This is a genomic window from Hungatella hominis (assembly GCF_014288005.1).
Taxonomy (GTDB): domain Bacteria; phylum Bacillota; class Clostridia; order Lachnospirales; family Lachnospiraceae; genus Hungatella; species Hungatella effluvii.
This window is the reverse complement of record NZ_JACOPB010000002.1, coordinates 175,683-191,334: the sequence shown is the minus strand read 5'-3', so window position 1 is coordinate 191,334 and position 15,652 is coordinate 175,683. Positions and strand designations below refer to the sequence as shown.

The window sequence follows — 15,652 nt, the reverse complement described above, 5'->3', positions numbered from 1 at the left end:
ATAAGATCAGATTTCGGGATGGCCATCAGTTTTGCATGTATCGATCTGTTGTATTACAAACGGTAAAAAAATCAAATATTTTGCGATCACAATCTTGTAATAAACTACATCTTGTGGTATCATCTTTTAGTGACGGCATTAATAACAGTTATTAATACTGATTGCTTGATGAATGAAAAATGACAATTAAACTTTGGAGAATGGCGGTAAAAGAAATGGATATCAGAAAAAGAAACGGTCAGCCGGAATCATACGAGTGCGGGAAGATAAAGAGTGCCATCCTGTGTGCGTTTGCCAGTGTGAATCAGGAGCCTGGCGAGGCGCGGATGGACAGGATCATGGGCCTGGTGAAAGAGAAAGTGGACGGCGCGGTAAAGGACGGAAGTCCTCTCAGCGTGGAGCAGATTCAGGATATGGTGGAACAGTCTCTGATGGAAGCCGGCTGCTACGAGGCGCTTAAGAGCTTTATTCTTTATCGGAATGAGCGGAGTAAGGAACGCAGTGTGAGGCAGGATCTGGTCCGGTATTTTAACGATGTTCCTGATATGGAGGCCGTCTTAAAGGAGATTCAGAAAAAATGGACCGGCACCGCGTACCGGCTGGAGCACCTGTTTATGAAATTTTCGGCTTTCTATAAACAGGGGATGACGGAAGCGGAGAAGCTGGCCGCCTTAATCCAGGCCGCTGTGGAGCTTACCACCCAGGAAGCGCCGGACTGGGAGTACATTGCAGCCCGTCTTTTGATGGTCCGCTTCAGAAAGAACTTAAGATCCATGGAGGCGAAGTATCAGATCAGAAGCTTTTACGATAAGCTGTATTTTCTGACAGGAGAACGGCTTTACGGCGACTATATACTGGAACATTACACCAGGGAGGAGATCGAGACGTGCGAGGGCTTCCTCGACGGCACACGGGATCAGTTTTTTACGTATTCCGGTCTGGAACTGCTTCTTTCCAGATATGTGATCCGCAGCCGGGAGAATGTTCCGTTAGAGTCCCCGCAGGAGATGTTTCTGGGCATCGCCCTGCATCTGGCCATGCTGGAGAAGAACGACCGGCTGGAATGGGTGAGGCGTTTTTACGATATGCTGAGTACGCTTAAGGTTACCATGGCGACGCCGACCCTTTCCAACGCGAGAAAGCCGTATCATCAGCTTTCCTCCTGTTTTATCGACACGGTGCCGGACAGCCTGGATGGCATTTACCGCAGCATTGACAGCTTTGCCAAGGTCAGCAAGTTCGGCGGTGGTATGGGGCTGTATTTCGGCAAGGTCAGGGCAGCAGGAAGTGCAATCCGCGGCTTTAAGGGCGCAGCCGGGGGCGTGATCCGCTGGATCAAGCTGGCCAATGATACCGCGGTGGCGGTAGATCAGCTGGGCGTGCGCCAGGGAGCCGTCGCCGTATATCTGGATGCGTGGCACAAGGACCTTCCGGAATTCCTGGCGCTGCGTACCAACAATGGGGACGACCGTATGAAGGCACACGACGTATTTCCGGCGGTCTGTTATCCGAACCTGTTCTGGAAGTTGGCAAAGGAGAATATCGACGCGGACTGGTACCTGATGTGTCCTCATGAGATCCTCACGGTAAAGGGCTACTCACTGGAAGATTCCTATGGACAGGAATGGGAGGAACGCTATCGGGACTGTGTCGCTGATCACAGGATTCATAAGCGGGTGATTCCGGTAAAAGAACTGGTCCGCCTGATTTTAAAGAGTGCGGTGGAGACGGGAACTCCATTTACCTTTAACCGGGACCTGGTTAATGAGGCAAATCCCAACAGCCATAAGGGCATCATTTACTGCAGCAATCTCTGTACGGAAATTGCACAGAATATGAGTCCGGTGGAACAGATGGAGCAGCGCATCGAAACGGTGGACGGCGAAACGGTGGTGGTGACAGTGACAAAGCCCGGCGATTTCGTGGTATGTAATCTGGCCAGCCTCTCTCTCGGGAAGATCGATGTGACGGACCGGAAAGAGGTTACCGAGCTGACACGGTACGCAGTGCGTGCGCTGGACAATGTCATTGACTTAAACTTTTTCCCGGTTCCATACGCCAAAATCAACAACATGCGGTACCGCCCTATCGGACTGGGGATCAGCGGTTACCACCATATGCTGGCGAAAAACGGAATTTCCTGGGAATCGGAGGAGCATTTGGCATTTACCGACCGGGTGTTTGAATGGATTAATTACGCGGCGATTGAGGCAAGCTGCGACTATGCCGGGGAAAAGGGCCGCTATGAGCTGTTTGAAGGAAGCGATTGGCAGACAGGCGCCTATTTTGAAAAACGGAACTACCATTCGGAAGAGTGGCTCCGGCTGAAGGAAAAGACGGCGGCAAACGGCATGAGAAACGGATGGCTGATCGCCATTGCGCCGACGAGCAGCACCAGTATGCTGGCGGGAACGACGGCCGGCCTGGACCCGATCATGAACCGTTATTACCTGGAGGAAAAGAAGAATGGACTGGTGCCACGGGTTGCTCCGGATTTATCTCCCGAGACATTCTGGCAGTACAAGAACGCCCACTACATTGACCAGCAGTGGTCCGTCCGGGCGGGGGGAATCCGGCAGCGCCATGTGGATCAGGCGCAGAGCATGAATCTCTATATCACTAACGAATACACCTTAAGGCAGGTGCTGAACCTTTATGTATTGGCCTGGGAGTGCGGCGTAAAAACCATTTATTATATCCGCTCCAGAAGCCTGGAAGTAGAAGAGTGCGAGGTATGCTCCAGTTAAATGCGGCCGCGGAAATAACATGCAGCAAGCTGTAAAAAGGGAAAGGAAAGACCATGGAACAATTAACCAGAAAGCCGTTATTCAATCCGAACGGCGATACCGACGTCAGAAACCGCCGTATGATAGGCGGCAATACAACGAATCTCAACGATTTTAACAATATGAAATATACCTGGGTGAGCGACTGGTACCGGCAGGCCATGAACAATTTTTGGGTGCCGGAGGAGATCAACCTGGGCCATGATGTAAAGGATTATCCTATGCTGGACGCCGGGGAGCGGAGGGCTTATGACAAGATTCTGTCATTCCTCGTATTCCTGGACAGCATCCAGACCGCCAATTTACCGGCCATCGGCGAATATATAACGGCCAATGAAATCAACCTATGCCTGTCCATCCAGACCTTCCAGGAGGCGGTCCACAGCCAGAGCTACAGCTATATGCTGGATACCATCTGCGAGCCGCAGACCAGGAACGAGGTGCTCTACCAGTGGAAAAATGATGAGCATCTGCTTGCCAGAAATACCTTTATCGGAAATCTTTATAATGAATTTCAGAAGGACAAGAGCCCGTTTACATTTATGAAGACCGTGGTAGCCAATTTTATCCTTGAAGGGGTTTACTTCTACAGCGGATTTATGTTCTTCTATAACCTTGGCAGGAACCACAAGATGCCGGGATCCGCACAGGAGATCCGGTATATCAACCGGGATGAGAACACCCATTTATGGCTGTTCCGCAACATGATTCTGGAACTCAAAAATGAGGAGCCGGAACTCTTTACCCCCGAACGCGTGGATGTTTACAGAGAGATGATTAAAGAGGGATGCCGCCAGGAGATTGCCTGGGGCCATTACGCCATCGGAGACAAGGTGCCGGGACTGACGAAAGATATGATAACGGACTATATTCAGTATCTTGGCAACCTGCGGTGTGTGAGCCTTGGCTTTGACCCGATTTATGAGGGGCATGAAAAGGAACCGGAGAGTATGGCCTGGGTATCCCAGTACAGCAATGCCAACATGATAAAGACGGATTTCTTTGAGGCCAGAAGTACGGCTTATGCGAAGAGCAGCGCTCTGGTAGATGATCTTTAAATCTGGCAGATGATCTTTAAAGAAGAAGCGGGCATGAGGACAGTTTTAGAAAACTGCCTTCATGCCCGCGATGTCATCCACGGTCATGGCCTGGGAAATCCGGTCAAAATCCTTTTGTATGAGAACGTAGATATCTAGAATCGGCTGGCACTGAATTCGGGTCTCCTCCATGATCTCATCGTAGTCGGAAATCATGAGCTCCACAATATCGGCGTCGATCAGACCAGCGTCCTTCATTTCTGTGATAATCGTGCATATTTTGTCTTTGGAAAATGCGGTCTTGTAGCTTCTCGTGCCGGAAAGGGCGCTGATGATATCGGCGATGGCCACGATCCGTTCTCCGGTGCTTAAGTCGGCGGCGGCCAGGCCTCTCGGGTAACCGGAGCCGTCGAGTTTTTCGTGGTGACGGAGGGCGAGCAATTTGACCGTATCCTTGATGACGTCTCCGAAAATTTTCTCAGTGATGTCCACGTGGGTGCGCATGATATTCATGGCCTGGGGACTTAATTTTCCAGGATATTCCAGGATTTCCACCGGAATGCCGATCTTTCCCAAGTCATGAAGCATGGAACCGCAGATGATCTGGTTGCATTCCTCCTCGTTCATCCCCATGCGTTTTGCCAGTTCGGCACTGATGGTCGTGGTGGTGATGGTATGGGTAACCGTGTGGCGGCTTCGGAAATCAATGGTGAAGATGAGCATCTTTAAATAATCCGTGATTTCGTCCTGTGTGAGGGGAATCTCGGAAAACAGCTGGAAAAATAGAGATTCTGCGTCCGTGTCGCCTTCGAACGGTGTGTGGAAATCGCAGGCGAGGGCAAGATCGGTAATAACGGGCGAGAATTTTGTGCCGCTTTCTTTCTTCAGAAGAACCGCGGTTTCTTCCCATGTCATGTGCTGCACCTCCATGGCGACGTCGATGCGGTCGGCCACATGAATGACCTGGGCAAGAAGCCGGATTTCCTTCGGAAATGCCTCCGAATGCTCCAGAACCTGCCAGGTGGCGTGATGCAGAAGAATAGCTCCGGCAAGATTTTTAAGCGGAGAAAAGTATTTGATGAACAGATAGCCATAAACGGAGTGGGCCAGAACATCATCGGTGTCAAACTGCAGCATCTTTGAAATCTCATCGGTCTTGTAGGCGCCGATGTCGTGGAGAAGGGACAGAAAGCAGACGTCCCGTATCTTCCGGGCGTCTTCGTGGAAGTATGGCTTTAACATTTCAGATACAATATAGGCCACCCTGTAGCCGTGATTCATCAGGCGGGCGTCCACATAGCTGCAGGAACGACGGATAATTTCCAGTATTCCCCGGTTGTCAATGGAACCTGTATACTGCATAATTTTGTTCTCCAGTTTTCGTGTTTGATGGTAAATTTAAGTGTAACATAAATGGGGGGAAATGTCATGCTTATGTATGGGAATTTTACAGCAAAATGTGAAAGGATGGTTACAGTTCACTCCCCACCAGGGGCACCGCAGTCCGGTTCGGCCAGGCAGGGAGTGAACTGTAACATAGGATGTTCCATGCGTTCCGGACGGATCGCAGAGTGAGAATGGCGCCCGAACTGTAGACGGATTATGTTCTTTTGATAAATTCGCAAATCATCGTGACAAATCAGTAAAAATCATTTACAATAAATGGAGAAAGGGCTTTCAGAGAGGGGATGCAGACTATGAATATCTACGATATTGCGGCGGAGGCGAAGACATCGATCTCCACCGTATCACGGGTACTGAATAATAAAGGGAATGTAAATCCGGAAATCAGACGGCGGGTGGAGGAGGTGCTTAAGAAGTACGACTATAAACCCAGCGCCATTGCGCGTGGAATGGTGTCGAAGACGATGAAGAGTATTGCGATTCTGACTGTGGATGTCAGGGTGACCCACTACGCCAGAATGGTTTACGTGATTGAACAGATTTTCAGCAATGAGGGGTATAATGTGACCGTCTGTAATACGGGTGGTTCGATCAGCGAATGCGGCCGGTATTTCGAGATCCTTTCCGAAAAACAGGTGGATGGAATTGTGTTGATCGGATCTGTCTTTAATGAGCTGATCCATTACCCGGAGATGATGGCCAGGATTAAGGGGATTCCTGTGGTGGTCGCCAATGGACAGGTGAAGCAGCCGGATTTCTATTCCGTTATGGTGGATGATATGAAAGGAATCCGTTCCGTCGTCGATTATCTCTATGAAAAAGGACACAGAGACCTGCTCTATCTCTATGACCTGGAGACGGAGAGCAGCCGGGCGAAATGTCAGGGGTTTCTGGAAGCCATGAAGCTGCATGATATCACCGGCGCCGAAAAGAATGTGGTGCACTGCCGGTACGGCCTGGAAGGCGGTCTCGAGGCGGCAGAGGAGATCTGCCAGCTCGGCATTCCGTTTACAGGGATTGTGTGCGGTGAAGATATTACTGCCATCGGGGTGATGAAGGGGCTGAAAAAGAAAGGCTTCCGGGTGCCCGAGGATATCGCGGTGACCGGCTGCAACAATTCTCCTGATTCTCTGATCTGTGAGCCGGAACTGACGACGCTGGATAATAAGCCTGAACTTCTGGGAGATATGTGCGCCCAGCTTTTAAAGGATGTTCTGGAAGGCCGGAAAGCCTTATCCAATGTGGCTATACAGCCAGAATTAATGATACGCGGGACTACACAGTGAGAAAACAGAATTGGGAAAACAGGATCGGGAAAATAGAATCGAGAAAACGGAATCGAGAAAAGAAAATCAAAAAAAGGATCATAAAATTATGATTATGTAAAAACGCTTTCTCAATATAAAAGAGTTTATTTGGACACTAAAATCAAATAAACTCTTCTTTTTTTATATTTAAACGTGAAAACGCTTTTATATGAATGTAAAACAATGTAACTTTTCAACAAAAAAGCATGCAGATAAATATGCATTATTAACTAAAATAAAGAGTTTATTACAAGGCATATTGACAAAATAGTCTCAAATGCTATAATGAATCTATAAGAAAGCGCTTTCTCAAAAAAACAGAAAATGAGATCTAAAAAGTAAAGAGCAGTAATGAAGACAGGACAGGTAATTGAGAAGAAGACAAATTCTTCCGTCAGTCCCCCACCGGCGGAGGCCAGATTAAAGGAGAGAAAAAACATGAGAGTGCAGTATGAGGATTTATTAATGAAGTTCCAGGGAATTTTGATGAGCAGAGGGTTTTCCGAGACTCACGCGCTTGACGCGGCGACGGTGTTTGCAAAAAACAGTCTCGACGGTGTGTATTCCCACGGCGTAAACCGCTTTCCGAGAGTGGTCAGCTATCTGGATAAAGGAGAGATCGATCCGTCGGCTATTGCGACATGCGAATCGGCTATGGGAGCCATTGAGCGGTGGAACGGACACCGCGGATTCGGTCCGTTAAATGCAAAGCTTGCCATGGATCGTGCCTGTGAACTGGCGAAGTTAAACGGTGTGGGCGTCGTGGCGCTGGGCAATAACAACCACTGGATGCGCGGCGGCAGCTACGGATGGCAGGCTGCTGACCAGGGATGCATCGGAATCTGCTGGTCCAATACCATGCCGAATATGCCGGCCTGGGGCGGTAAAGACAGAAAGATCGGAAACAATCCACTCATTATGGCGATTCCGAGAAGCAGCGGTAAGCACGCGGTCATCGACTGTGCCGTATCCCAGTTCTCTTATGGCAAGATCGAGGAGGCGAGGCTGAAGGGCCAGCAGCTTCCGGTACCGGGCGGCTACGACACCAATGGAAATATCACCACGGATCCCGCAGAGATTGAAAAGACATGGAGAGTGCTTCCGATGGGCTACTGGAAGGGAAGCGGAATCTCGATTGCCCTGGATCTGATCGCAACGGTTTTAACCAGCGAGAATTCCGTTAAGAAGATCGGAACCTTCGGCGACGAGGTAGGCTTATCCCAGGTGATGATCGCCATGGATCCGTCTAAGTTTAACACGACTGAGGAAACAGACCGCATTGTGGATGAGATCCTGGCGGATATCAAGGCCTCGGAGCCTGCGGCAGAGGGCGGGGAGGTGTTCTACCCTGGCGAGCTGGAACTGAAGACGAGAGATGACAACACGAAGAACGGAATTCCGGTTATCGAAGAGGTGTGGGAGACGTTGAATTCTTTGGAACGCTAGAAGGGGTTACCCGGAAAGAATGGTAGAGAGGGAGAGAAAAATCAATGGAATATATCATAGGAATTCTGATTCTGGTATCATTTTTCGGCCTGGCATTCTATGCCGCGAAAGGCGGAAACTTAATGATGGGTATGCTGGTCATGGCAATTCTCTGGACCGTACTCCCCATGATCGGCAATACATTTCCGACGAATCCGGCATTTGTTGCGGCTAATGCGGAGAACGTCGGTATCACATGGATCCAGGCATTCTCAAAAGTATTTCAGAGCGGCCCGGAAGGCTGGGGAACCGTTCTGGTCAACGTTGTATTCGGCGCCTGGTTTGGACGCGTGCTCTTAGAGACGGGAATTGCCTCCACGCTGATCCGAAAGACCACGGAGCTTGGCGGCGATAAGCCGGCCGTTACCTGCATTCTTTTATGTATCGTGACCACAGCGATTTTCTCCTCCCTGTTTGGAGCAGGAGCGGTTGTGGCGATCGGTGTGATTATCCTTCCGATTCTGATGTCTCTTGGGATTCCGAAGGTACTGTCTGTCGTATCCTTTATGCTGAGCATCGGCGCCGGAATGTTCTTAAATCCGGTCCTGTTTGGACAGTATACCGCATTTTTTCTCGATGCGGAGGGGAGAACTACATATCCTTACGAAGAGTATGTGCGTTGGGGCGGAATTGCCCTGGCGGTTCAGCTGATTTTCACCATTTGTCTTGTGCTGTTCTGCATGAGAAAGAAGAAGACAGTTCACTCCTGGGCGGCCAGACGGCCAATCAGACAGAAAATGGATTTCGCTCCGGGCAAATCTCTTCTTACCCCGTTTATTCCGGTGTTTCTGCTGATTGTGTTCAAGGTTCCGATCATCATGGGATTCCTGATCGGAGGTTTTTATGCCCTTTTTGTCTGCGGGAAGCTTAAGAATTTCCGTACGGCCTGCCGTACCTTTAATAAAGACTTTTTCGACGGAGTTGTCGATACCGCTCCGCTGGTAGGCTTCCTGCTCATGGTACCCATGTTCAACAAAGCGGCCGAACTGTGTATCCCGTATTTTAACGCGCTGCTGGGCAATGTAATTCCTCACAGCACCCTGTTTATCACCATTATTTTCTGTGCTCTGGCACCGCTTGGGCTGTTCCGCGGACCGTTTACCTTATACGGATGCGGCGCGGCCACGCTGGGGATTTTAAAGGGAATCGGATTTTCTACCGCATTTCTGGCGCCTCTTATGATTGCGTCTACGACGGTCATGAACGTTTCCTGCTGTATCACACAGTCCTGGATCGTATGGGGAATCAGCTATGCCAAAGTTTCCACCAGGGATTTCTTAAAGATGAGCGTCGTATGCGGCTGGATCATCTGCGTGATCTTACAGATTGTCACATTTGTGATGTTCGGTTAACGAAAAGGAGTAAACTATCATGGGAAAAAGATTAGTGAGAATGGGCATTGACGTAGGCGGGACCCATACGAAGGCGGTAGCCATTGACAATGCGACACATGAGATTATCGGAAAATCTTCCGTTAAGACGACACATGACGATGTGAGTGGTGTGGCGGCCGGTGTTGTAGCCGCGTTTCAGAACTGCTTAAGGGAAAATGATATCGCTCCGGAGGACGTGATTTTCGTGGCGCACAGCACCACCCAGGCTACCAACGCTCTGATTGAGGGCGATGTGGCGACTGTCGGAGTGGTCGGCATGGGGCCGAAGGGCATGGAGGGCGTTCTCTCCCGTGCTCAGACGAAGCTGAAGGACATCGATTTAGGATCCGGCAGAAAGATTGTTATCAAAAACCGGTATTTAAAGGACGACGAAGTGGATGAGAATACCGTGAGAAAGGCAGTGGAGGAATTAAAAGCGGAAGGCGCCCAGGTTATGGTTGCGTCGGATGCCTACGGCGTGGATGACATCGCTGGAGAACAGTTTGTCTATGAGATTGCCCATGACGAGATGGGATTTGAGACGACACTGGCCTCCGACATTACGAAGCTTTACGGACTGACGAGGAGAACGAGAACGGCTGCAATCAACGCCAGTATTCTGCCGAAAATGCTGAACACTGCCAACAGCACCGAGAGCAGTGTCCGTGAGGCCGGCGTGGAGGTTCCACTGATGATCATGCGCGGAGACGGCGGCGTTATGGAAATCAATGAGATGAAGAAGCGCCCGGTTCTTACCATGCTGTCGGGACCTGCCGCCAGCGTCATGGGATCGCTTATGTACCTGCGCGCCTCCAACGGGGTGTACTTTGAAGTGGGTGGTACGACGACCAATATCGGTGTCATTAAAAACGGGCGACCTGCCATTGATTACTCCATCGTCGGCGGCCACAGAACCTATATCAGTTCTCTGGATGTGCGCGTGCTCGGTGTGGCCGGGGGCAGCATGATCCGTGTGAATAAGACCGGGGTTCACGATGTGGGACCGCGTTCCGCTCATATTGCGGGGCTGGATTACGCGGTATTTACCGACGAGGATGAGATCGTGGAGCCGAAGCTGGAATTTTTCTCTCCCAAGGAGGGGGATCCGGATGACTATGTGGCAATCCGCTTAAAGAGCGGCAAACGGGTGACGATCACCAACAGCTGCGCGGCTAACGTACTGGGGCTGGTAACGGAGAAGGATTTCTCCCATGGAAATGTAAACGCAGCCAGAAAGGCGATGCAGCCGATTGCGGATTACTTAGGTGTTACGGTGGAAGATGTGGCGAGACAGATTCTTACCAGGGCGTACGAGAAGATTGAACCGATCATCCTGGATCTGGCGGCGAAATACCATTTGGAGCACGACCAGATTTCCCTGGTAGGCGTAGGCGGCGGCGCGACGTCACTGATCGGATTCTGTGCGGATAAAATGAATATTAAGTACAGCGTTCCGGAAAATGCGGAAGTCATTTCTTCGATCGGCGTGGCGCTGGCCATGGTTCGGGATGTGGTAGAACGTGTGGTTCCCAGTCCGACACCGGAGGACTTAAGAAGCATCAAGCGTGAAGCTGTTGACAAGGCGGTGGAGAGTGGCGCGGCGCCGGATTCCGTGGAGGTTCACATCGAAATCGACCCTCAAACTTCCAAGCTTACCGCCATTGCGCTGGGCTCCACGGAAGTGAAGACTACCGACTTATTAAAAGAGTGCACGGAGGAAGAGGCGCGGACTCTGGCGGCGGAAGACTTACGGGCAAATCCCGCCGATGTTCAGCTCGTCGGGCAGACGGCCAGCTTCTACGTTTATAATATGGAAGGGAAGGGCAGAAATCCGCTCCGCATTCTGGATAAGAAAGGATTTATCAAGGTCCAGAGAACAGACGGGGAAGTCGTTCTGACAAAGGCGTCCTCATATCGGAGCATTGTATCGAAGATGTGGGAAGAGCTGGCCATATTTAAGGCGGACGCCATTCTGCGGCCGGACTATTATATCTGTGTCGGCGCGCGGGTCATGGACTTTAACGGATCCGGAGAACTGGAACAGATTCTGATGTTGATGGATGTGGAAATGCAGATGATCGACTCTTCCGATGATATTATTATTGTCGGCGCGAAGAATCAGTTGTAGAATAGAAGAGAAAGAGCTGTTTTCCGGTACAGAGTCCGGTGAGCCAGTCTGTGATATTATTTATTATAGAAGAAAGGGGAGTGCGCTGTGGCTTTAAATGGTGCAAAACGTTTGGCGGGCAGTCTGTTCGGAAAGGCTGAAATGCCTGATCTGGGTCTGGGAGATACGGGGAAGGTGCTTCCGCTTCGTCCGATGATGGAACGCCTTCTCTCACTGGACCGGGAAGCCTGGGGGCTTTACGCCTGGTCGAGAGAGCCGCTGGAGGGCAAATTTGACCGGGAGCAGAAGCTTCAGTATCAGAGAAAGGCGGAAGCCTGCGGGAGAGAAGAGGCGGTGCTGGTAGCGGCAGAAGCCGTATTGGAAGTGCCGGACAGTCTGGCAAAATCCGCAGCGGCCTCCATGAAGCTGCATGTGACGACTCCCGATACACCTGTGGGCGGCGGCCAGGTTACCTTTGCACAGTATGTGGAACCGGACGAGGTGACCATATTTATGGACGCGGTCGAAAAGGCGGAAGCGTTGGCGGCCTCGGAAGGCCTCGCGGATATCCTGGGAAATATGAAGATTTTCGATATACTTCTGGCCCATGAGATATTCCATGCGGTGGAGTTCAAGAAGGAGAATACCATCTATACGAAGACGGAGAGAGTGGAGCTGTGGCGGAAACCATTTTCCAATAAGTCCCGTCTCGTCTGCCTCGGCGAGATGGCCGGTATGGCGTTTGCAGAGGAACTGCTTAAGCTTCCGTTTTCTCCCTACGTGCTCGATGTTCTTCTGATGTATGGATATCATGGGGCGGCGGCTACGGCTCTTTTTGAGGAAATCATGGAAATCGCCGGAGAGAACGGCGGGAAAGTTGAGGAAGAGACATGCTGACAAGTAATTTGAATGTAGTGGAGAAATACGACTATCTGGCTGAGAAATTCCGCAGGGGCTATGAATTTTTACGGACTACGGATCTGAAGGCGCTGGCCGTTGGAAGAGTGGATATTGACGGCGATGACATTTACGCCAGCGTTCAGGAATACACTTCTCTGAAGGCGGATACGTGCAAGTTCGAAGCGCACAACCGATATTTCGATATCCAGTATGTGGTGGAAGGCGAGGAACAGTTCGGCTATGCGAAACGCGCGGATCTGACGGAAGAGGCTCCTTATGATGAGACGAATGACATCGTGTTTTTCTGCGAACCCGAGGAAGCGGGCACGGTCCTGTTAAAGGCAGGAGACTGCATCGTTGTGGCTCCGGAGGACGCACATAAGCCGAGATGCCAGGCAAAAGAGGCATGCTATGTGAAGAAGATTGTGATTAAGGTCAGAGTGTAGATGATGATGTGAGAAACAACATACAGAAGACTGCCTGCCATCGGTGAAATACCGGGGCAGGCAGTCTTTGTTTCTCCGGGGCCTGCGTACTGCATGCTAAGGAAATATGGCTGCTGAAGCGACCGCATTCGGGCATGCGAGTCGGGCTTGTCGGACTCTCTGCTCTATAAATGATGCAGAAATATCAACATTGATTTTACTACCCCGGTGTGATACTATTTTCTCAGACAGACACGGTATTTGGGCGGTTTCAGCCGCCGGAAGGGAGCTGAAGGTGGAGGGTGTGAAAATGGAGGCGGCCAGCCGGATCACCTGGCGGCCGGGAACCGGTAAAACGGGAATTCCTGAAACGAAAAATGGACTGCCGTATCCTATAGGAAGTCAGGGCGCGGCGGAGGTAAGAGGCGGTAAGAGCCTCACATACGGCGGAAACGCGGCGAAAGAGGCAGTGGGGGCAGGAACCTCTGACACGGTGGCGTTTGGGGCCGAGGTCAGAGGGCCGGTTTCGGAAGAAGCGGTGCTTGATTATCTGCGTGTTCTGGAAAAAGATTACCCGGGTGTGACGATTCTGATCCGGGACCGGGAGGAGGTACGGGATTTAAAACAGTTGGCGGCTTCGATGGGAAAAGGGCGTTTTCTGGTTGTCACCACGGATTTTCTGAAGCGGATGGGACGGGAGGCCGGAGAATATGAACGGTGTAAGACTGTTCTTAAGGAGACGATGCGCGGACTGGCGATGGGCGGAAGTGCCAACACGAGCGAGGGCGCGTGTTTAGACGCAGCCGGTAAAAAGACGTGGGCGGCGCCGGCAGCAGGAAAGCTGAAGTCCGGTCAGAAAGATGGCACATCAGGCCTTACCGGCTTTCCGGGCAGTCAGGAAAAGCAGAAGTTGGAATCAGAAATAAATGTAAAAAAGGCCTCAGTAAGTTCCTATGCGACCAGCGGTCATTATGGGAGCCTTGCCAGAGCGGGGACAAAGGGCCAGGTGCAGAAGGTGCTGGGAGACGTTCACCGAAGCATCGGAAATTTAAGGCTGGCGGCTTGCTTCGGAGACGAGGAGGAGAGGACGAAGGCTGACCGGGCGATCCGCTCTCTCCAGAAGCTTCTGGCAAGAGGAAGCAGAAAGATCCGGCGGCTGGACCGGGAAAGCAGCCTGAAGCTTCAAAAGAAGCATGCGGAGAAGGCACGAAAGGAGAAGAAGGTTCTGCAGATCAGGCTGGAGATGAAGAAGAGAAGGGTCGCCCGGTATGGGGCCGATTACAGTCTTGTACGTGAAGGCCTTGCAGACACCTGCTATATTCTGGGGACGGGAAAGCACCGGAGCTGGGAAGAGGAGCGGGCGGCGCAGGAGATTCCGGGAGCCGGTATGGGTTCCATGGGTGGTGACGGAGGCGGAGAGGGAGCCATCGACGCTTCTGACGTGGTCATTTCGGATGGAGGTTCGTTTTAGCGACGAACCTTTTTTCTGTCATCACGCGGGAGAGTAGTGTTTTGTATCTTTATTTTGCGTTGACTAAGCTGTACGTATATGTTAAAATACATACAGGAGTTATATGGTTTTGGTTCGCTGTGGATTCTTGATTCGAATAAAGTGAGGTCAATTATGGAGAGTAAATACAAACATCTTTACAACCAGCTGCAGGCTCAGATTGAAAAGCGGGAATACAAGGCAGGGGACAAGCTTCCTTCTGAAGGCGATTTGATGGAATTGTACGGCGCGTCCCGCGATACGGTCAGGAAGGCGCTGGATCTGCTGGTACAGGACGGATTTATCAGAAAGGCGAAGGGAAAGCCTGCGGTCGTTCTGGACAAGAATAAATTTAACTTCCCAGTGTCGGAGATCGCCAGCTTTAAGGAGATATACCGTTTCTCCGATTCGAAGCCAAAAACGTACGTGGAAAATTTAGAGATCGTCAAGAATGACCCGAAGCTGATGGAGGCCCTGCAGATCGGCCCCGAGGACGAGGCGTTTGTTCTGGAGCGGGTCAGGGAGATAGAGGGGGAAAAGATCATTATCGATAAGGATTATTTCTCCAGAAAGGTGGTGGATAATCTTCCGCTTCGGGCGGCCCAGGATTCCGTCTATGAGTATCTGGAGCAGGAGGTGGGCTTAAAGATCGGTTTCGCCATGAAGGAGATTACGGTACAGATGGCGGGAGATGAAGACCGCCGCCTTCTGGATATGAAGAACTACGATATGATCGTTGTGGTGAAGAGCTATACGTATCTGGAAGATTCCACGCTGTTCCAGTTTACGGAGTCCCGCCACCGCCCGGATAAGTTTAAGTTTGTGGACTTTGCGAGGCGAAAACTGTAAATAATGTTATGTGGTGGAAGATACGCGGACTTCTGCATAGGGGATCGAGGAAAAGGGAGAGCGGGCGGCAGGAAGGGGACGGAGGCTGACGAACAAACGGTTTCCTTTTCCGAGGTTCGCAGGAAGTTAAGCGGGAAGGCAGGAAAAAGGGGTGGTGAAATCTGGCCTCAAAGCCAGATTTCAAGTGGACACGGAGGAGAAGTCCTTCAGGAGTTCTCCGTAGTTTGCACGATCTGCCCCTTTTTCCTGCCTTCCCGCTTTACTTCCTGCCACTGAGGAAACAAGAAACCGTTTGTTCGTCAGCCTCCGTCCCCTTCCTGCTCTCCTCAAATTCTTTGGCGCAGCATTCGCCAAACCACTATCTGCCGGTGGATTTTTTTGTTTATTTTTCCAAACATGTTGACAAACATATACGTATATGTTATATTGAATTCACAAAATAAACATACAAGAAGAGAAAAATAAAAAACGTGTATGAAAAGGAGAATGG

The 15,652-nt window shown here is 50.8% G+C and carries 11 protein-coding genes; 10 read left to right on the top strand and 1 reads right to left on the bottom strand.

Annotated features, from left to right (window positions below):
* The first annotated feature begins 215 nt into the window (after positions 1 to 215).
* Together H8S75_RS05120 and H8S75_RS05115 are read left to right on the top strand one after the other, a co-directional pair.
* A complete protein-coding gene (locus H8S75_RS05120; protein WP_187019860.1) occupies positions 216 to 2,747 on the top strand; it encodes a ribonucleoside-diphosphate reductase subunit alpha in 2,532 nt (843 codons plus the stop codon).
* A 53-nt stretch (positions 2,748 to 2,800) separates the two neighbouring features.
* Positions 2,801 to 3,844: a ribonucleotide-diphosphate reductase subunit beta gene (locus tag H8S75_RS05115; protein WP_187019858.1), complete on the top strand. Its 1,044-nt coding sequence runs from the start codon at positions 2,801 to 2,803 to the stop codon at positions 3,842 to 3,844.
* A gap of 45 nt (positions 3,845 to 3,889) precedes the next feature.
* Here H8S75_RS05115 and H8S75_RS05110 read toward each other — a convergent pair whose 3' ends face one another.
* Entirely contained in the window at positions 3,890 to 5,185 is a 1,296-nt protein-coding gene (locus H8S75_RS05110; protein WP_187019856.1) for an HD-GYP domain-containing protein, read from the bottom strand.
* A gap of 335 nt (positions 5,186 to 5,520) precedes the next feature.
* Between H8S75_RS05110 and H8S75_RS05105 the strand changes: the two genes are divergently transcribed.
* The 8 genes from H8S75_RS05105 to treR all read left to right on the top strand — a co-directional run bounded on the left by H8S75_RS05105 (position 5,521) and on the right by treR (position 15,162).
* A complete protein-coding gene (locus tag H8S75_RS05105; protein ID WP_187019855.1) occupies positions 5,521 to 6,513 on the top strand; it encodes a LacI family DNA-binding transcriptional regulator in 993 nt (330 codons plus the stop codon).
* A 459-nt stretch (positions 6,514 to 6,972) separates the two neighbouring features.
* On the top strand, positions 6,973 to 7,980 hold the full coding sequence (yiaK, locus tag H8S75_RS05100; protein ID WP_187019853.1) for a 3-dehydro-L-gulonate 2-dehydrogenase: 1,008 nt from the start codon (positions 6,973 to 6,975) through the stop codon (positions 7,978 to 7,980).
* A gap of 44 nt (positions 7,981 to 8,024) precedes the next feature.
* Complete coding sequence (locus tag H8S75_RS05095) at positions 8,025 to 9,371, top strand: hypothetical protein (RefSeq protein ID WP_002604500.1); 1,347 nt, start codon at positions 8,025 to 8,027, stop codon at positions 9,369 to 9,371.
* Between the two features lie 19 nt (positions 9,372 to 9,390).
* Positions 9,391 to 11,520: a hydantoinase/oxoprolinase family protein gene (locus H8S75_RS05090; protein WP_187019852.1), complete on the top strand. Its 2,130-nt coding sequence runs from the start codon at positions 9,391 to 9,393 to the stop codon at positions 11,518 to 11,520.
* Between the two features lie 87 nt (positions 11,521 to 11,607).
* A complete protein-coding gene (locus tag H8S75_RS05085) occupies positions 11,608 to 12,396 on the top strand; it encodes a hypothetical protein (RefSeq protein ID WP_187019850.1) in 789 nt (262 codons plus the stop codon).
* Positions 12,390 to 12,845, top strand: a complete 456-nt coding sequence (locus tag H8S75_RS05080) for a NanQ anomerase/TabA/YiaL family protein (RefSeq protein WP_187019848.1) — start codon at positions 12,390 to 12,392, stop codon at positions 12,843 to 12,845. Before H8S75_RS05085 ends, H8S75_RS05080 begins: the two co-directional genes overlap by 7 nt.
* A gap of 274 nt (positions 12,846 to 13,119) precedes the next feature.
* Entirely contained in the window at positions 13,120 to 14,295 is a 1,176-nt protein-coding gene (locus H8S75_RS05075; protein ID WP_349768867.1) for a hypothetical protein, read from the top strand.
* A gap of 153 nt (positions 14,296 to 14,448) precedes the next feature.
* Positions 14,449 to 15,162, top strand: a complete 714-nt coding sequence (treR, locus tag H8S75_RS05070) for a trehalose operon repressor (RefSeq protein ID WP_002604495.1) — start codon at positions 14,449 to 14,451, stop codon at positions 15,160 to 15,162.
* The last annotated feature ends 490 nt before the right edge of the window (positions 15,163 to 15,652 follow it).